Source organism: Streptomyces sp. NPDC001204 (assembly GCF_053598035.1).
In genome coordinates this window covers 122,173-140,651 of the sequence record NZ_JBSFJL010000003.1, presented here as the reverse complement: position 1 = coordinate 140,651, position 18,479 = coordinate 122,173, and the positions used below count along the sequence as shown (strand labels likewise).

The window sequence follows — 18,479 nt, the reverse complement described above, 5'->3', positions numbered from 1 at the left end:
ACGACGAGAGTCGTCCGCCGGCGGTCGAAGGGGACGGAGGCAGGACGGCGATGGCACGGAACATCCAGTCGCTCGAGCGGGCGGCCGCGATGCTGCGGTTGCTGGCGGGCGGTGAGCGGCGGCTGGGCCTGTCGGACATCGCCTCCTCACTGGGCCTCGCCAAGGGCACCGCCCACGGCATCCTGCGCACCCTCCAGCACGAGGGCTTCGTCGAACAGGACGAGGCCTCCGGGCGGTACCAGCTGGGCGCGGAGCTGCTGCGCCTGGGCACCACCTACCTCGACGTGCACGAACTGCGGGCCCGCGCGCTGGTGTGGACGGACGACCTGGCCCGGTCCAGCGGGGAGAGCGTGTACCTGGGCGTACTGCACCAGCACGGCGTGCTGATCGTGCACCACGTCTTCCGCCCGGACGACAGCCGGCAGGTGCTGGAGATCGGGGCGATGCAGCCGCTGCACTGCACGGCTCTGGGCAAAGTGCTGGCGGCGTACGACCCGGTGGCGCACAGCGAGGCGGTCGAGGCCGACCGCAAGGCGTTCACGGACCGGACCGTGTGCGGGATCGACGACTTCGAGCACATCCTCGACCTCACGCGCGCGCGTGGCTACGCCGCCGACGTCGAGGAGACCTGGGAGGGCGTCGCCTCCATCGCCGCGCCCATTCACGACCGGCGGCGGATGCCGGTCGGCGCGGTCGGCATCACCGGCGCCGTGGAGCGGGTGTGCCGCGAGGGCGAGCTGCGCCACGAACTCGTCGCGGCGGTCCGGGACTGCGCCCGCGCGGTCTCCCGCGACCTGGGCGCCGGACGCTTCTGACCACCACGGGAAGCCGCGGGCCGCGCAACCGGGCGCGGGGTCCCTGCTCACGTCCCGTACGACCAGGGGCGGAGCCCCTGCGCCCCGCCCGTACGACCGGGCCGGTACGCCTCTGGCCGCAACTGCCTTCACCATGTCCGCCCGGTCGGCCGCGGGTGCCCGTCGACCGGCATCACCGGCGCCGTGGAACGGGTGCGCCAAGAGGACGAGCCCCGCCACGAACTCGTCGCGCCGATCCGGGACCGGCGCCCCGAGCGGTCCCACGGGACTGCGGCGCCGAGCGCTTCCGACCGCCGCACCAAGCCGCGGGATCGCGGGGCGCGTCCCGTGCGACCAGGCACGGTGCCACTGAGCTCCTCCCGTCCAATCAGGGCGGCACGCCTCCGGGCGCACGGGCTTTCGGCGTGCCCGGACGACCGATGGCCATGCCCGCCCGGCCCGCCGCCGTGCCCACGCAACCGGCATCACCGTCCGGGGCCATGCTGCGGGAGCGCCGAGAGGACGGGCTCCCCCACGAACTGGCCACGGCAGTCCGGGACCGCGCCCCCACGGTTTCGCGAGGCCTCGGCGCCGGACGCTTCTGTCCGCCGCACCAAGCCGCGGAACCGCTGCGCACGGCCCGTGCGACCGGGCGCGGGGCCACTGGCACCCGCCATGCAACCGGGCACGAGGCCATTGCGTGGCTCACGCCTCAAGACGCACCGACCTTCGCCATGCCCACGCGGCGTGCCGCCGCGCCCGCTCAGCCTGCCTCCTCTCCTGCACGGCCCGCCACCACGCCCTCGCGGGCCTGTCACCGCGCCCACGGCCGGCCGCCGTGACCTCGTGACCCGCCACCGCGCCCGCTCACGCGTGCCGCCTGCCGCCGGCCGCCGGCCGCCGGGATCCTTCGCGATCAGTAACGATCGCGGTTTCGGTACCGGGGGCCTTGACGGTCGCCTGGTGCGAGGCGAGACTCCCGTCCAACGGTCGGCATTGTCGAACGCCTTGCGGTAATACGCGCTAGAGTGTGACAACGCCAAGGGCCGGCATTCGCCCTCACCCACGAGGGCGCGAGCTCCCGGACGGAGGGACCCGGGGTTCGGCTACCTCTGGACGAAGGACAAAGGAGTCGCGGGTGTCCAGCTCCGACATCTTCATCGGCGAGACCATCGGTACCGCCGTACTCATCCTGCTCGGCGGCGGCGTCTGCGCCGCGGTGACGCTGAAGGCCTCCAAGGCCCGCAACGCCGGCTGGCTCGCCATCGCCTTCGGGTGGGGTTTCGCCGTGATGACGGCCGTGTACATCTCGGGCCCGCTCTCCGGCGCCCACCTCAACCCGGCCGTGACGGTCGCCCTCGCGATCAAGAACAGCGACTGGACGAACGTCCCGACCTACCTCGGCGGCCAGATGCTCGGCGCCATGATCGGCGCGACCCTGGTCTGGGTGGCCTACTACGGCCAGTTCCACGCCCACCTCACCGACCGGGAGATCGTCGGCGGCCCCGGCGCCCAGACCACCGCCGCCAAGGCGGTCGAGGCCCAGGAGAAGGGCGCGGGCCCCGTCCTCGGCATCTTCTCCACCGGCCCCGAGATCCGGCACGCGGCGCAGAACCTCGCCACGGAGATCGTCGGCACCGTCGTGCTGATCCTCGCGGTCCTCACCCAGGGCCTGAACGACCAGGGCAACGGCCTCGGCGTCCTCGGCGGCCTGATCACCGCCCTCGTCGTCGTCTCGATCGGCCTCTCCCTCGGCGGCCCCACGGGCTACGCCATCAACCCCGCCCGTGACCTCGGCCCTCGCATCGTCCACGCCCTGCTGCCCCTGCCCAACAAGGGCGGATCCGACTGGGGCTACGCCTGGATCCCGGTGGTCGGCCCGCTCATCGGCGGCGCCATCGGCGCGGGCATCTACAACGCCGCCTTCGCCTGACGGGCACCGCTCTCCGAGCCCTCGCGCACAGCGCACCGCGCCGCACCCCGAACGCCGTACCCCCGCCCCATCGACCACGGACCCCAGGAGCAGACAGTGACGGACGCCCACACCGCCGGCCTCGCATCCCACGGCCAAGGGCCCTTCATCGCCGCCATCGACCAGGGCACCACCTCGAGCCGCTGCATCGTCTTCGACCGGGACGGCCGGATCGTCTCCGTCGACCAGAAGGAACACGAACAGATCTTCCCCAAGCCGGGCTGGGTCGAACACAACGCCACCGAGATCTGGACCAACGTGCAGGAGGTCGTCGCCGGAGCCATCGCGAAGGCCGGCATCACCCGCGCCGACATCGAGGCCATCGGCATCACCAACCAGCGCGAGACCACCGTGCTGTGGGACCGGAACACCGGTGAGCCCGTCCACAACGCCATCGTCTGGCAGGACACCCGCACCGACGCCCTGTGCAAGGAACTGGGCCGCAACGTCGGCCAGGACCGCTTCCGCCGCGAGACCGGCCTCCCCCTCGCCTCCTACTTCGCCGGTCCCAAGGCCCGCTGGCTGCTCGACAACGTCGAGGGACTGCGCGAGCGCGCCGAGGCGGGCGACCTGCTGTTCGGGACCATGGACACCTGGGTCATCTGGAACCTGACCGGCGGCACGGACGGCGGCAAGCACGTCACGGACGTCACCAACGCCTCCCGGACCCTCCTGATGAACCTGCACACCATGGAGTGGGACCAGAAGATCGCCGAGTCGATCGGCGTACCGACGCGGATCCTGCCCGAGATCCGTTCCTCCGCCGAGGTCTACGGCGAGATCAAGGGCGGCAAGCTGGGCGACCTGCTCGGCGGCATCCCGGTCGCCTCGGCGCTCGGCGACCAGCAGGCGGCCCTGTTCGGCCAGACCTGCTTCTCCGAGGGCGAGACCAAGTCGACGTACGGCACCGGCACCTTCATGGTGATGAACACCGGCGACAAGATCATCAACTCGTACAGCGGACTGCTGACCACCGTCGGCTACCGGATCGGCGACGACAAGCCGGTCTACGCCCTGGAGGGCTCGATCGCCGTCACCGGCTCCCTGGTGCAGTGGATGCGCGACCAGATGGGCCTGATCTCCACCGCCGCCGAGATCGAGACGCTCGCGCTGTCGGTCGAGGACAACGGCGGCGCCTACTTCGTGCCCGCCTTCTCCGGCCTGTTCGCCCCGTACTGGCGCTCCGACGCCCGCGGGGTGATCGCCGGCCTGACGCGGTACGTGACCAAGGCGCACCTCGCGCGCGCCGTCCTGGAGGCCACCGCCTGGCAGACGCGGGAGATCGCGGACGCCATGACCAAGGACTCCGGTGTCGAGCTGACGGCGCTGAAGGTCGACGGCGGCATGACCTCCAACAACCTGCTGATGCAGATGCTCGCGGACTTCCTGGACGCCCCCGTGGTGCGCCCGATGGTCGCCGAGACCACCTGCCTCGGCGCCGCCTACGCCGCCGGTCTCGCCGTCGGCTTCTGGAGCAGCACCGACGACCTGCGCGCCAACTGGCGCCGGGCCGCCGAATGGACCCCCCGCATGGACGCGGACATCCGCGACCGTGAGTACAAGAACTGGCTCAAGGCCGTCGAGCGGACCATGGGCTGGCTCGACGACGAGAGCTGACGAAAGCCGACGAAAGCCGACGAGGAGCAAGAACAAGCGATGACCGGTCAGTCCACCCTGCAGTCCGTGCCCGCCCTGGGAACGGTTCCGTCCTGCGGCCCGAACCCGAGCCGTGCCGAGACCCGGGAGCAGCTCTCGAAGGCGGCCTACGACCTCCTCGTGATCGGCGGCGGCATCCTGGGCATCTCCACCGCCTGGCACGCCGCGCAGTCCGGTCTCAGGGTGGCTCTGGTCGACGCCGGCGACTTCGCCGGCGCCACCTCCTCCGCCTCCTCCAAGCTGCTCCACGGGGGCCTGCGCTACCTGCAGACCGGCGCGGTGAAGCTGGTGGCGGAGAACCACTTCGAGCGCCGTGCGGTCTCCCGCCAGGTGGCTCCGCATCTGGCGAACCCGCTCACCTTCTACCTCCCCGTGTACAAGGGCGGTCCGCACGGCGCGGCGAAGCTCGGGGCGGGCGTGTTCGCCTACTCCGCGCTGTCCGCCTTCGGCGACGGCGTCGGCCACCTGCTCAGCCCGGCGAGGGCCGCGCAGGACGTGCCGGAGCTGCGCACCGAGAGCCTCAGGGCGGTGGCCGTCTACGGCGACGACCAGATGAACGACGCGCGCATGGCGCTGATGACCGTCCGCGCCGCCGTCGAGTCGGGCGCGGTCGTCCTCAACCACGCCGAGGTGACCGGTCTGCGCTTCACCCGGGGCCGGGTCACCGGCGCCGAGCTGAGGGACCGGCTGTCCGCCGAGGAGTTCGGGGTGGACGCCCGCCTGGTGCTGAACGCGACCGGCCCCTGGGTGGACCACCTGCGCAGGATGGAGGATCCGAACGCGGCGCCGTCGATCCGCCTGTCCAAGGGCGCCCACCTGGTGCTCAAGCGCACCTCCCCGTGGAAGGCCGCGCTGGCCACGCCGATCGACAAGTACCGCATCACCTTCGCCCTCCCCTGGGAGGACATACTGCTGCTCGGCACGACCGACGAGGAGTACGAGGGCGACCCGGCCGATGTCGCGGTCGACGACAAGGACATCGCCCAGATACTCGACGAGGCCGCGTTCTCCGTACGCGGCCGGCAGCTCGACCGCGACCTGATCACGTACGCGTTCGCCGGGCTGCGGGTACTGCCGGGCGGCCCCGGGGACACCGCCAAGGCCAGGCGCGAGACGGTGGTGACGGAGGGCAGGGGCGGCATGCTGTCCGTGGCGGGCGGCAAGTGGACCACCTTCCGGCACATCGGCCGGACGGTGATGAAGAAGCTGGAGTCCCTGCCGAGCGCCCCGCTGGGCGAGGACTTCGAGCCGATCTCCTCCCTGCCGAAGCGGCTGCCGCTGCCGGGCATCGCCAACCCGCGGGCGGTCGCCCACCGGCTCCTCGTGGACCGTCCGGCGCCCGGTCCGCGCATGGCGGCCGACACCGCCAAGCACCTGGCCACGCACTACGGTTCGCTGGCCTTCGACATCGCCCGGCTGGCCAACGAGAACCCGGAGCTGGGCGAGCGGGTCCACCCGGACGCCCCGGAGATCTGGGCGCAGGTCGTCTGGGCCCGGGACCACGAGTGGGCCCAGACGGCGGACGACGTGCTGCGCCGGCGTACGACGCTGACGATCCGCGGCCTGGCCACGGACGACGTACGGGCGAAGGTGCGGGACCTGCTCGACCGGAGGCGGCCCGGCGGGCAGTGAGCGAAGCCGCCGGGCCGGCGCCGCGGCCGGCTCCCCCGCAGGGGGTGCCGGCCGCGGCGCCGAGCTGTGCGTTTTCCTCCCGGGCCGGTCCGGGGAGCCTCCATAATGGGCCGAGACATCCGATGTCTGAGCGCGCTGGGGAGGCCGGTCATGGCGGTGACCGACGAGGCGATCGAGAAGATCAAGGGGATGATCGTCTCCGGTGCGCTGCGGCCCGGCGACCGGCTGCCCAAGGAGAGCGCACTCGCCGCCGGACTGGGGCTGTCGCGCAACTCCCTGCGGGAGGCCGTGCGGGCGCTGTCCCTGATCCGGGTCCTGGACGTGCGGCAGGGCGACGGCACGTACGTCACCAGCCTGGATCCCCAACTGCTCCTGGAGGCACTGGGGTTCGTCGTCGACTTCCACCGCGCCGACACGGCGCTGGAGTTCCTGGCGGTGCGCCGCATCCTGGAACCGGCGGCGACCGCGATGGCGGCGTCCCGCATCAGCGAGGAGCAACTGGCCGCGCTCGACGCCCGGTTTGACGCGCTCGGCGGCGATCCCTCGGTGGAGGAGCTGGTCGCCTGCGATCTGGAGTTCCACCGGGGCATCGCGCGGGGCTGCGGCAACTCGGTCCTGTGCTCCCTGCTCGACGGGTTGTCCGGTCCCGCCACCCGGGCCCGCGTCTGGCGCGGACTGGCCCGGCGGGACGCGGTCGGCCGCACCCTGAGCGAGCACCGCGCGATCCTCGGCGCGCTGCGCGACCGGGACGCGGAGGCGGCGCGTTCGTGGGCGACGGTGCACATCGCGAGCGTGGAGCAGTGGCTGCGCTCGGCCCGGTGATCCATCGGAGGTGTGGACCCGTGGACGGGCGGGGCCGCCGGGGCGGCGATCATGGGTGTTCGAAGGACTCGGACGGGGCAGTGATCCGTTCACTCCCCCGTGCAAGGGGGCTGCGGACGCCCCCGCCGAACGCCGTAAGGTTGGTGGGTCAGGCGAGGGCACGTCGGAAGGAGGCGCTGGGTGATCGAGCTCGAGGGGGTTCCCGAGCTGATCGACCCGGTCATGGTGGCCGCGTTCGAGGGCTGGAACGATGCCGGCGACGCCGCCTCCACCGCGGTCGCGCATCTGGAGAGGGAGTGGAAGGGCGAGGTGTTCGCGGCGCTGGACGCCGAGGACTACTACGACTTCCAGGTCAACCGCCCCACCGTGTTCATGGACGGCGGCGTGCGCAAGATCACCTGGCCGACGACCAGGTTGTCGGTGGTCCGGGTCGGCGGCGACAAGCCGCGCGACCTGGTGCTGGTCCGCGGCATCGAACCGTCCATGCGCTGGCGCTCGTTCTGCAACGAACTGCTCGGCTTCGCGCACGAGCTGGGCGTGGAGCTGGTGGTCATCCTGGGCGCGCTGCTCGGTGACACCCCGCACACGCGTCCGGTCCCCATCAGCGGGACCACGTCGGACACGGATCTGGCCCGCCGCATGGACCTGGAGGAGACCAAGTACGAGGGGCCGACGGGCATCGTCGGGATCCTCCAGGAGGCCTGCACGCACGCGGGTGTCCCGGCCGTCTCGCTGTGGGCGGCGGTCCCGCACTACGTGTCGCAGCCGCCGAACCCGAAGGCCACGCTGGCCCTCCTCAACCGTCTGGAGGACCTGCTGGACCTGCGCATTCCGCTGGGCGAGCTGCCGGAGGACGCGCGTGCCTGGCAGGTGGGCGTGGACCAGCTGGCCGCCGAGGACAGCGAGGTCGCGGAGTACGTCCAGACGCTGGAGGAGGCCCGGGACACCGCCGAGCTGCCGGAGGCGTCGGGCGAGGCGATCGCCCGTGAGTTCGAGCGGTATCTGCGGCGCCGGGACGGCGGCGGCCCGTCGTCGGGCGGCCACGCCACGGCGGACGGCGGCGACGGCGGCTCGTATCTGCGGGACGGCCCCGGCGGCCGGCCCCGGCCGCCGCGACCGCCGAAGGCGGAGCCGGACGACGGGGACGCCGGGAACGACTCGTCGGAGGAGTGAACGGATCAGGGGCGGTGCGCGTGACGGGCACCGCCCCTGCTGCCGTGTCCGGCCGGTCGGGTCAGAGAGCCACGCCCAGCAGGGCGTCCACGGCGCGGGAGACGACGCCGGGGGCGCCGGTGTCCTCGCCGCCGTGCTCCTGCTGGAGGGCCACCCAGCGGTCGACCGCGGCGAGGGCCGCCGGGGCGTTCAGGTCGTCGGCGAGGGCGTCGCGGATCTCCTCGACCAGCCCGTCCGCGGACGGGCCGTCGGGCCGGGAGACGGCCGCGCGCCAGCGGTCCAGACGCTCGCCGGCTTCCTGGAGCACCTGGTCGGTCCACTCCCAGTCGGAGCGGTAGTGGTGGGCGAGGAGCGCGAGGCGGATGGCGGCGGGGTCGACGCCGTCACGCCTGAGCTGCGAGACGAAGACCAGGTTGCCCTTGGACTTGGACATCTTCTCGCCGTCGAGCGCGACCATGCCGGCGTGGACGTACGCCTTGGCCATGGGGAACTCGCCGGTGAGCACCTGGGCGTGCGAGGCGCCCATCTCGTGGTGCGGGAAGGCGAGGTCGGAGCCGCCGCCCTGCACCTCGAAGCCCATGCCGAGGTGGTCCAGGGCGATGGCCACGCACTCGATGTGCCAGCCGGGCCGGCCGCGGCCGAGGGACCCCCCGTCCCAGCTCGGCTCGCCGTCCCGGGCGGCCATCCACAGCATCGGGTCGAGCGGGTTCTTCTTGCCCGGGCGATCCGGGTCGCCGCCGCGCTCGGCGGAAAGCAGCCGCATGGCCGCCGCGTCGAGGCGGGAGACCTCGCCGAAGTGGGGGTCGGACTCGACGGAGAAGTACACGTCCCCGTCGAGCTCGTACGCCGCCCCCAGGTCGCGCAGTCTTTCGACCAGCGGGACGATGCCGGGTATGGCCTCCACGGCGCCGATGTAGTGCCGGGGCGGCAGCATCCGCAGGGCCGTCATGTCCTCACGGAACAGGGCCGTCTCCTGCTCGGCCAGCTCCACCCAGTCGACGTCGTCGCGCTGCGCCCGCTCCAGCAGGGGATCGTCGACGTCGGTCACGTTCTGGACGTAGTGCACCTGCCGCTTGGTGTCGAGCCACACGCGCTGCACGAGGTCGAACGCGTTGTAGGTCGCCGCGTGCCCCATGTGGGTGGCGTCGTACGGCGTGATGCCGCAGACATAGATACGGGCGACGGGGCCGGGGTCGAGTGTGACCAGACCACCGGTCGCGGTGTCGTGGATCCTGAGGTCGCGGCCCTCACCAGGCAGGGCGGGGACTTCGGAAGCGGGCCAGGCATGCATGTCATGAGCGTAACCGGACCGCGGTCCCATCTACGAACCGGACCACCCCGGATGGCTGGTTGACCCCTGTTCTCAGACCGGCGGCCATGGGATCGCCGGCCACTCTCCGCTCGGCTCGGGGTGTGCGCCGGAGGTGAGCAGCGCGGTCACGCGTGCGCGGGTGGCGTCGAGTTCGGCCGGGGTGATCAGGGCGGCCAGCCGGGTCGCGAGGGGGGCGCCGTCGCGGAGGGTGTCCTTCAGGGCCTTGAGGACGGCCAGGACCTCCGGCGGGAGCGGTTCGCCCGCCCAGCCCCACAGGAGGGTGCGCAGCTTGTTCTCGACGTTGAAGGTGACGCCGTGGTCGATGCCGTAGAGGTGTCCCTCCGGGGTCGGCAGCAGGTGGCCGCCCTTGCGGTCGGCGTTGTTGATCACCGCGTCCAGCACGGCCATCCGGCGCAGCCGCTCGTCGTCGGCGTGCACCAGCAGTGCCGTGCGCCCCTCGCCGACCTCGGCGAAGCCGATCGCCTTCCAGCCCGGTCCGGGTTCCTCGGCGTCCAGCAGCGCGAGCAGTTCGGCTTCCGGGGTCGCCTCGATCCACAGCTGGACCATGCCCTCGCCGTACGGGCCGTCGCGCAGCACGGTCGGCGGCACCAGGGACCAGCCGGTCGCCTCGGAGACCTCGTACGCCGCCACCTCGCGGGCGGCGAGGGTGCCGTCGGGGAAGTCCCACAGCGGCCGCTCCCCGGCGACCGGCTTGTACACGCAGGACGCCTCCCGGCCGTCGTACGCGACCGTGCAGAACAGTGCCGCGTTGGAGGCCTCGCGGATGCGGCCGCGCACGGTCAGCTCACCCCGGGCGAGCAGTTCGGCGGGCTCGGCGCCGGGCGTCACGCTCCGCGGCGGTATCCGTTCTGGCGCGGACATACGTGTCCTTCCGGGTCGAGCGGGAGGCTGCACAGCGGGCACGGCGGCCGCCCGGCGTTGACGACGTCGAGGGCGCGCTTGGCGAAGGCCCTCGCCTGCGCGCCGGTGAGCCGGACCCGCAGCATCGGGGGACCGTTCTCCTCGTCCTGCAGCAGCCGCTCCTCGGCCTCGGCGAGGTCCTCCTCGGACTCCGCGTCGAGCTCGACGAGGGCCTGCGCCTCGACGATCATGCGCTGTTCCTCACCGTCCCAGGCGAGCGCCATGGTGCCCACCCGGAACTCCTCCTCGATGGGAGTGTCCAGCGGGCCGGTGTCGGCGATCTCGCTGGGCGCCATGGCGGGCACGGCGGCGCTGCCGCCGCTGCGGCGCAGCACCTCGTCCAGCAGTTCGTCCATGCGCTCGGCGAGCGCGGCGACCTGGGTCTTCTCCAGGGCCACGCTGGTCACCCGGGGGCCTGCGGTGGCCTGGAGGAAGAACGTACGGCGCCCGGGCAGTCCGACCGTGCCGGCCACGAAGCGGTCCGGGGGGTCGTAGAGGAACACCTGACGGGACACGTCCTGTCTCCATGGGAATCGTGAGAACGTCTGAATCGGGAAGTCGAGGGCGACCGCTTCACCCTACTGCGGCCGACGATCACGGTGCGCCCGCGCCGCCCCCGACCGGTGCGTCGTCGCCCTCCGGCTCCTCACGCGGTGCCAGGGACGCGAAGTCCCCGGTGTCGCCGAGCCGTACCAGGAAGGGCCGCAACCTGGTGTAGCGGATCGCGGTGACGGAACAGGGTTCGACGGAGATCCTCTGGAAGAGGTCCAGATGAAGGCCGAGCGCGTCCGCCACGAGGGACTTGATGATGTCACCGTGGGAGCACATCAGGTAGACGGCGTCGGCGCCGTGGTCGCGCTCCACGCGCGCGTTCCACTCGCGCACCGCCTCGGCGGCGCGGGTCTGCATCGCGCGCATGGACTCGCCCCCCGGGAACGCGGCCGCCGAGGGGTGCGCCTGCACCACCTCCATCAGCGGCTCGTCCTTGAGCTCGGCGAGCTTGCGGCCGGACCAGTCGCCGTAGTGGCACTCGCCGATCCGCTCGTCCGTGTGCGCGGTCAGTTCCGGCCGGGCGTCCAGCAGCGGTCGTACGGTTTCCCGGCAGCGCTGCAGCGGACTGGTGACGACTTCGGCGATCGGCAGTCCGTCGAGCCGCCCCGGCAGCGCCGCGGCCTGCACGGTGCCGCGTTCGTCCAGGGCGACCCCGGGGGTCCAGCCGGCGAGCAGTCCGGCGGTGTTGGCGGTGGAACGTCCGTGCCTGACGAGGATCAGCGTGGGCATGCGGCCAGGGTAGGCGTACGAACGCTTCGGGTGGCGACCGGCCGAAGGGAGAACACGCTCTGTGATCGTCGACTGCGCCGTCTACCGTGACGGCCACCGCACACCGGGCTTCGCCGACCTCTCCGACGCCCTGGCCGCGGCGCGGGCCGCCGGGGGTTTCGTGTGGGTGGGGCTGCACGAGCCGAGCGAGGAGGAGTTCGGCCTGGTCACCGAGGAGTTCGCGCTGCATCCCCTGGCGGTCGAGGACGCCCTGAAGGCGCATCAGCGGCCCAAGCTGGAGGTCTACGACGACTCCCTGTTCGTGGTGCTCAAGCCCGTGGTGTACGAGCCGCGCAGCGACGCCGTCTCCACCGGCGAGATCATGATCTTCCTGGGCGACTCGTTCGTGGTGACGGTCCGCCACGGCGAGGGCGACGGGCTCGCCACCGTACGGCGCCGGCTCGAACAGGAGCCGGAGACGCTCGGCCATGGCCCGACCGCCGTGCTGTACGCCATCGCCGACACCACCGTCGACCACTACCTGGACGTGGCCGCCGAGCTCCAGACGGACCTGGAGGAGCTGGAGGCGGAGGTCTTCTCGCCGGACGGCGGCTCGCGGCACTCCGCCTCACGCATCTACGCCTTCAAACGCCGGATCACGGAGTTCCGGCGGGCGACGGGCCCGCTGGCGCTGCCGATGTCCCGCCTGGGCGGCACCGGCACGAGCCTCTTCTCCCCCACCGTGCCCTTCGTGGACGACAAGGCGCGGCCGTTCTTCCGGGACGTCAGCGACCATCTGACCCGGGTCAACGACTCGGTGGAGAGCCTGGACCGGCTGGTCTCGGACATCCTGTCGGCGCACCTCGCGCAGACCGGCGTGCAGCAGAACGACGACATGCGGAAGATCTCCGCGTGGGCGGCCATGGCCGCGGTGCCCACGATGATCGCCGGTATCTACGGGATGAACTTCGCGCACATGCCGGAGCTGCACTGGCTCTGGTCCTACCCGGCGGTGATCCTGCTGATGGCGGCTCTGGAGATGCTGCTGTACCGGCTGTTCAAGCGGCGGGGTTGGCTGTAGGTCCCGCGTCAGCCGTCAGGCGAACTCGGGCGCCTGGGCGGCGGGTCCGCCGAGGGCGTCGCGGCGCTCGGGCATGCGCAGGGTCGTCATCCGGCGGCGGCCCACCAGCCGCTCGTAGGCGTACACGGCGTGGATGCCGGCCGCGAGGAGCGCCGACCTGGCCGCGGACCAGGCGAGGATGCGGCCCATACGGGACATGACGGCCAGGCTGACGTCGCGGTGGACGCGGATCTCGGCGAGCGCGTACGCGTGCAGCGTCCGCCGGATGGTCCGGCCGTACCCGGCGGCGGCGAGGCGCAGCAGTTCCTCGTGGCAGTGGGCGAGGTGGCCGTCCTCGTCGTCGGCGATCATCCGCACCGCCCGCCCGATGCCGGGGTGGTCGCCGAAGTGCCTGCACAGCAGCCTCATCTGCTCGCTGGCGCGCTGTTCGGTGACCCGGCTGTGGGCCAGGTAGACGACGAGGTCCTCCACGGTGAGCGGCTCGTCGGAGCGGAGCCGGTCGTGCGGGAGCCCGATGCCCCGCCGTTCCAGGAGCATCGTGTAGTCCGTCTCCGGGGGCACCGGCACGGGGTCCAGAGCGCGCTTGCGCAGCAGGGCGCGGAAGATCCGGCCGTGCTTGTCCTCGTCCGCCCCGTGGCGGGCGATCTTCGGGGCGAGGCCGCGCTCGCCGGGCGGTACGAGCGCCGCGATCCGGCCGTTCTCCCAGCCGCCCTGCGCCTCCCCGCCGGCCGCGATGGAGCAGAACAGCCGGAAGGACTCGTCGTGGTCGAGAATCTCCCGGAACAGGCTTCCCGGCGAAAGCACCGCGGGCCACCTCCCTGCCTGACTGGCGCGCAGCACGAGTCAAATGCGACCGCGGGGGTGCCGCAACAGGGGTGAGGGCGCACTACGCCGAACGGAGGAGCGTGGGGCGGGCGGCGGGGCGACCGGAACGGGGCCGGACACGGGCGTAACCGCGTGGCGGCGGGCGCGTTGTTCTCCATGACGGCCGTGGCGGGGAAGACCCCCGAGCCCCCACCACGGCCGCGAAAAGCCACCGCCGTACCGCCCGCCGCCTGCCGTGTCGCGGCGGGCGGTCACGCCAGCCCGGCGCGCTCCAGGGCCTCGGTGCCGGCCCGCAGCGAGGCAAGCCGCTCGTCCAGCATGAAACCCGCGGGGGCGAGGGTCAGCGTGGTCACCCCGGCCGCGGCGTAGGCCTTCATGCGGTCCGCGATCCGGTCGACGGAGCCGAGCAGCGTGGTCTGGTCGATGAGCCGCTGCGGTACGGCGGCCGCGGCGCCCTGCTTGTCGCCGGCCAGGTACTTGTCCTGGATCTCGGCGGCCTCCTTCTCGTAGCCCATGCGACGGGCGAGCTGGTTGTAGAAGTTCTGCTTGCGGCTGCCCATGCCGCCGACGTACAGCGCGGTGTAGGGGCGGAAGGTGTCGGCGAGGCGGGACACGTCCTTGTCGTCGCCGACGGCCAGCGGCAGGGTCGGGCAGACGTCGAAGCCGTCCAGGGTCTTGCCGGCCTTCTCACGGCCGGCGCGCAAGTGCTTGACCGCGGTCTCCTCGAGATGGTCGGCGGAGGGGAAGATGAGCAGCGCGCCGTCGGCGATCTCGCCGGTCTGCTCCAGGTTCTTCGGGCCGATGGCGGCGATGTAGAGCGGGATGTGCTCGCGCTGCGGGTGGACGGTCAGCTTGATCGGCTTGCCGGGACCGCCCGGCAGCGGCAGCGTCCAGTGCTCGCCGTCGTACGTCAGCCGCTCGCGCGTCATGGCCCTGCGGACGATCTCGACGTACTCGCGGGTGCGGGCCAGCGGCTTGTCGAACTTCACGCCGTACCAGCCCTCGGACACCTGCGGGCCGGAGACGCCGAGGCCGAGCCGGAAGCGGCCGCCGGACAGCGAGTCCAGCGTGGCGGCCGTCATCGCCGTCATCGCGGGCTGCCGGGCGGGGATCTGGAAGATGGCCGAGCCCACGTCGATGCGCTCGGTCTGCGCGGCGACCCAGGTGAGCACGGTGGCCGCGTCCGAGCCGTAGGCCTCGGCCGCCCAGCACACGGCGTATCCGAGCCGGTCCGCCTCCTGCGCGACGGCCAGGTTGTCCGCGTCCATGCCGGCACCCCAGTAGCCGAGGTTGATCCCGAGCTGCATGCCGTTCCCCTTACCGATCAGTAACGTCCGTTGTGCGGGGAACACTAGCGCGGCACCACGGCACATGGCAGTGCACGACCTGCGGGACGGCCGGTTCGCGGCGCCGCCCCTGTGGGCGGGGACCGGGTTGTCCACAGGTCACCCACGTACCAGCCGTGGCCAGTAATCTCGCGACCATGGAGCAGAGGCATCTCGGCCGTACGGGCCTGCGCGTGTCCCGCATCGGCCTCGGCACCCTCACCTGGGGCCGGGACACCGACGAGCACGACGCCGCGGACATGCTGAAGGTGTTCTGGGAGGCGGGCGGCACCCTCGTGGACACGGCGGACGTGTACGGCGACGGACAGGCCGAGTACCTGCTCGGGCTGCTCATGGACGGCCTCGTGCCCCGCCGTGACCTGGTCCTCTCGACCAAGGCGGGCAGCGTGCCGGACCCGGACCGGCGCTTCGACGGCTCCCGCGGCCATCTGCTGGCCGCGCTGGACGCCTCCCTCGCCCGCCTGGGCACGGACTACGTCGACGTGTGGCACGTCCACGCCTTCGACCCGCACACACCGCTGGAGGAGACACTCCACGCGGTCGACCTCGCCGTCGGCAGCGGCCGGGTGCGCTACGCGGGCGTCTCCAACTTCTGCGGCTGGCAGCTGGCCAAGGCCGCGACCTGGCAGCTCGCGGCGCCCGGCGCCCGGACGCGGCTGGCGAGCACGCAGATGGAGTACTCGCTGCTGCAACGCGGCGTGGAGCGCGAGGTGCTGCCCGCCGCGCTGGACCTGGGCGTCGGCCTGCTGCCGTCCTCACCGCTGGGCCGAGGCGTGCTGACCGGCAAGTACCGCAACGGGACGCCGCCGGACTCGCGGGGCGCCTCGGAGCACCTGGCACCGTTCGTCGAGCCGTACCTGGACGACACGGCGTGCCGCATCGTGGACGCGGTGTCCACGGCGGCGGACGGGCTGGCGGTGACCCCGCTCCAGGTGGCCCTCGCCTGGGTCCGCGACCGGCCGGGCGTGACGGCACCGATCGTCGGTACCCGCAACGCGCAGCAGCTCACGGCGGTGCTGTCGGTGGAGGCGCTTAGTCTTCCTGACGAGATCTGCCGGGCGCTCGACGACGTGTCGGAGCCCGTGCACCGCTATCCCGATCACGACTGGAGCACGCTGTGAGCACGGAGCCGGAGACCACGGAACAGACGGGGCCTGGCACCCCGGATCCCGGGGCAAACGACGACCTCCGCCACGACGGCCCGGTCGGGGAGGGCGGTACGTCGGGGGGCGGGGTCTCGGGGAACGGCGCGCCGGAAGGCGGGGCGGCTGCGGAGGGGGACGCTTCCGGGGCCGGAACGAGCGCGGGGAGCGGCGCCTCGGAAGCCGAGGCGGCCGGGGAAGGCGGCGCCTCGGACGGCGGGGCGAACTCGGAAGACGGCGCCTCCGAGGCCGGTGCGGCAGCGGCCTCGGGCGGGGGCGTCGCTCCGGGTGCGGGCGGCGCTCCGGAGGACGGCGCGAGCGCGGGCGGCACTGGCTCGGTGGAGGACGGGCGGTCCGGCGCGGAGGCGGAGCCCTCGGACGGCCCGGACGGCCCGGACGGCCCGGACGGCCCGGACGGCTCGGACGGGGGCAAGAGGTCCGAGGCCGAGGCCGAGTTGGCGGCTCAGCGGGTCGAGCGGGAACGGATCGAGCAGCGGAAGGCCGAGCGGAAGGGGCCGATCGAGAGCGGCGGCAAGCTCAGCGGCACGGCGGCCGACCTGCTGGCCGCCGTGCGGGCCGTGGAGAGCGGTGAGAAGCCCTCGGCCACCGTCTTCGCCGAGCCCGAGCCCGCACCGCGCCGCCCCGCCCCCGAACCGGCACCGCGGCCGAGGACCGTGGCACCCGAGGCCGCCGCCGCGCCCGCCGGGCCGGCGCCGGAGACCGTCCAGGCGGTGCGCCGGGTGCTGGCCCGGGGCGGCGCACCGGAGACGCTCGCCCCCCAGGCCGCCGCTGCCCTCGGCGAGGGCGCGGAGGAGCGACTGCACGCCGACCCCTGGCAGCTGCTGCACGTCACCGGCGTACGGCCGGAGCAGGCCGACGGGTTCGCGCGCGCCCTGCTCGGCGCCGAGTGCCGTCCGGACGACGAGCGCCGCGGGCGGGCCTTCACCGTGTGGCTGCTGGAGCAGGCCGCCCTCGCCGGGCACACGGCCCTGGAGGCCCCGGCCCTGACCGCCGCCCTGGCCCAGCGGGCGGTGCCCGACCCCGAGGCGGCCCTGAACGGCACGCTGGCGGAGGGCGAGGCCCTGGTGTTCCAGGACGCCCTGGAGGACACCCCGGCCACCGGGGAGGCGGACGAGGACGACGGGCGTCCGGTGCGCGTCCTCGTCGGCCTGGAGCGGTACGCGCTCGCCGAGGAGAGTCTGGCCGACGGACTCGCCCGCCTGATCAACTCCGCGCCGAAGGAAGGCGGTTCGGCCTCGGACTGGGAGCGGGCCGCCGCCTCCGCGCAGGGCTCCGCCGCCGAGTTGCTCCGCGCCGTGGCCGGGCACGGACTGGTGCTGCACACCGGCGGGGAGGCGTCCCGCGTCGAGCCCGCGCGGCTGCTCGTCGAGGCGGGTCGTCTCGGGCTGCGCGCCTGGGCCGCCGACCACAGCCCGCTCGGCCGGGACGGCTTCGGGCAGCTTCTCGCGCGGCTCGCGCAGGCACCCGAGCCCGCCGTCGCCACCGTGGCCGGACTGCTGTCCGGCGCCGAGGGCCCCGGCCGGGACGAGGACGGCTCGCTCGCGCTGGACCTCCTCGTCGTACTCGACGCGCCCCAACTGGACGTGGAGACGGCGGCTCTGCTGGTCGAGTCGCTGCCGGACGGGGCGCGGCTGGTGCTGGCCGGGGATCCGGCGGTGCTGTGGTCGGTGGGGCCGGGTCGCGTGTTCGCGGATCTGCTGGCGGCGCGGGTGTGCCCGCAGATCGCCTCGCGCCTGCCGGATCCGGGCCCGCTCGGCGAGCTGGTCTCCGGCGTCGGCGCCGGCGAGCTGAACCAGGTGGCGGCGCCCGGCAAGGAGGTGGTGATCGTCCCGGTGCGGGACGCGGGCGAGGCCGTGCACCGGACCGTGCAGCTCGTCGCGGACTCGGTGCCGCGGGCGATCGGCGTCCCGGCCGAGCAGACCGTGGTGATCACCCCAGGTCACGGCGGCGCGGCCGGCACGCGTGCGCTGAACGCCGCGCTGAAGGAGCGGCTCAACCCGGGCCCCGGCCGCTTCGGCGGTTTCGACCCCGGCGACCGGATCGCCTACTCCCCCGCTCCGGGCCGTACGCTGCCCGGTCAGGTGGTGAAGGCCGACGCCGAGGGGCTGCACCTGTCCTGCTCGGGCGCCCACGTGGTGGTCCCGAAGGAGCGGGTGGAGACGCAACTGCGGCACGGCTGGGCACTGACCGCGCACCAGGCCGTGGGCGGCCGGTGGCCCGCGGTGGTCGTCGTGCTGCCCGGTGACGCGGCCAAGGGGCTCAGCCGCCCGTGGGTCTACACGGCGTTCAGCCGGGCCGCCCGGCATCTGTCCGTGGTGCACGGCGTGGAGCAGGCACTGCCCCGTGCCGTCGCCGAGATCCCGGCCAGGCCGCGTACGACCCGTCTGCCCGCCCTGCTCCAGCCCCCGGCGCAGGATCCCGGGACGCAGGAGGGAACGGCCGGCTGACTTCCCGGAACTCCTGGAACTCCCAGCGCTCCTGGAACACGCGCCTCGGCCGCCGCGGACCCGCCCGGCGTGCGA

15 protein-coding genes are annotated in these 18,479 nt (G+C 73.2%); 9 read left to right on the top strand and 6 right to left on the bottom strand.

What is annotated here, in order from left to right; genetic code table 11:
- Positions 1-50 precede the first annotated feature (50 nt).
- From ACWC91_RS06075 to ACWC91_RS06050, 6 genes are all read left to right on the top strand, one after another.
- Positions 51-815, top strand: coding sequence for an IclR family transcriptional regulator (locus ACWC91_RS06075; protein ID WP_225076121.1), 765 nt, complete (start codon positions 51-53; stop codon positions 813-815).
- Positions 816-1,932: 1,117 nt separating this feature from the next.
- Positions 1,933-2,727, top strand: coding sequence for an MIP/aquaporin family protein (locus tag ACWC91_RS06070; RefSeq protein WP_225076120.1), 795 nt, complete (start codon positions 1,933-1,935; stop codon positions 2,725-2,727).
- A gap of 96 nt (positions 2,728-2,823) precedes the next feature.
- Positions 2,824-4,383 (top strand): glycerol kinase GlpK, encoded by a 1,560-nt coding sequence (gene glpK, locus ACWC91_RS06065; RefSeq protein WP_225076119.1) that lies wholly within the window; start codon positions 2,824-2,826, stop codon positions 4,381-4,383.
- 39 nt (positions 4,384-4,422) lie between these two features.
- Positions 4,423-6,054: an FAD-dependent oxidoreductase gene (locus ACWC91_RS06060; RefSeq protein ID WP_450725820.1), complete on the top strand. Its 1,632-nt coding sequence runs from the start codon at positions 4,423-4,425 to the stop codon at positions 6,052-6,054.
- A 150-nt stretch (positions 6,055-6,204) separates the two neighbouring features.
- A complete protein-coding gene (locus ACWC91_RS06055) occupies positions 6,205-6,876 on the top strand; it encodes a FadR/GntR family transcriptional regulator (protein ID WP_450643829.1) in 672 nt (223 codons plus the stop codon).
- A gap of 180 nt (positions 6,877-7,056) precedes the next feature.
- On the top strand, positions 7,057-8,049 hold the full coding sequence (locus ACWC91_RS06050) for a PAC2 family protein (protein WP_225076116.1): 993 nt from the start codon (positions 7,057-7,059) through the stop codon (positions 8,047-8,049).
- 61 nt (positions 8,050-8,110) lie between these two features.
- On the opposite strand, the gene mshC is transcribed toward ACWC91_RS06050, so the two are convergent.
- The 4 genes from mshC to ACWC91_RS06030 all read right to left on the bottom strand — a co-directional run bounded on the left by mshC (position 8,111) and on the right by ACWC91_RS06030 (position 11,563).
- Positions 8,111-9,340: a cysteine--1-D-myo-inosityl 2-amino-2-deoxy-alpha-D-glucopyranoside ligase gene (gene mshC, locus ACWC91_RS06045; protein ID WP_225076115.1), complete on the bottom strand. Its 1,230-nt coding sequence runs from the start codon at positions 9,338-9,340 to the stop codon at positions 8,111-8,113.
- A gap of 72 nt (positions 9,341-9,412) precedes the next feature.
- On the bottom strand, positions 9,413-10,243 hold the full coding sequence (locus ACWC91_RS06040; protein WP_225076114.1) for an SCO1664 family protein: 831 nt from the start codon (positions 10,241-10,243) through the stop codon (positions 9,413-9,415).
- Positions 10,207-10,797, bottom strand: coding sequence for a DUF3090 domain-containing protein (locus ACWC91_RS06035; RefSeq protein ID WP_141362492.1), 591 nt, complete (start codon positions 10,795-10,797; stop codon positions 10,207-10,209). The genes ACWC91_RS06040 and ACWC91_RS06035 overlap by 37 nt, the downstream gene beginning before the upstream one ends.
- Positions 10,798-10,876: 79 nt before the next feature.
- Positions 10,877-11,563: a histidine phosphatase family protein gene (locus ACWC91_RS06030; RefSeq protein ID WP_281154454.1), complete on the bottom strand. Its 687-nt coding sequence runs from the start codon at positions 11,561-11,563 to the stop codon at positions 10,877-10,879.
- A gap of 61 nt (positions 11,564-11,624) precedes the next feature.
- Here ACWC91_RS06030 and corA point away from each other — a divergent pair, with 61 nt between their 5' ends.
- Positions 11,625-12,623 carry a magnesium/cobalt transporter CorA gene (corA, locus tag ACWC91_RS06025; protein ID WP_225076112.1) on the top strand — a complete coding sequence of 333 codons (999 nt, stop codon included), beginning with the start codon at positions 11,625-11,627 and terminating at the stop codon, positions 12,621-12,623.
- A 15-nt stretch (positions 12,624-12,638) separates the two neighbouring features.
- Here the strand turns inward: corA and ACWC91_RS06020 are convergent, their stop codons facing one another.
- Both ACWC91_RS06020 and ACWC91_RS06015 read right to left on the bottom strand, forming a co-directional pair.
- Positions 12,639-13,427 (bottom strand): ferritin-like domain-containing protein, encoded by a 789-nt coding sequence (locus ACWC91_RS06020; RefSeq protein ID WP_450643828.1) that lies wholly within the window; start codon positions 13,425-13,427, stop codon positions 12,639-12,641.
- A gap of 272 nt (positions 13,428-13,699) precedes the next feature.
- Positions 13,700-14,755 carry an LLM class F420-dependent oxidoreductase gene (locus ACWC91_RS06015; protein WP_225076110.1) on the bottom strand — a complete coding sequence of 352 codons (1,056 nt, stop codon included), beginning with the start codon at positions 14,753-14,755 and terminating at the stop codon, positions 13,700-13,702.
- Positions 14,756-14,931: 176 nt separating this feature from the next.
- Here ACWC91_RS06015 and ACWC91_RS06010 point away from each other — a divergent pair, with 176 nt between their 5' ends.
- Positions 14,932-15,915: an aldo/keto reductase gene (locus ACWC91_RS06010; protein ID WP_376502836.1), complete on the top strand. Its 984-nt coding sequence runs from the start codon at positions 14,932-14,934 to the stop codon at positions 15,913-15,915.
- A complete protein-coding gene (locus ACWC91_RS06005; RefSeq protein ID WP_450643827.1) occupies positions 15,912-18,404 on the top strand; it encodes a helix-hairpin-helix domain-containing protein in 2,493 nt (830 codons plus the stop codon). The genes ACWC91_RS06010 and ACWC91_RS06005 overlap by 4 nt, the downstream gene beginning before the upstream one ends.
- Positions 18,405-18,479 lie beyond the last annotated feature (75 nt).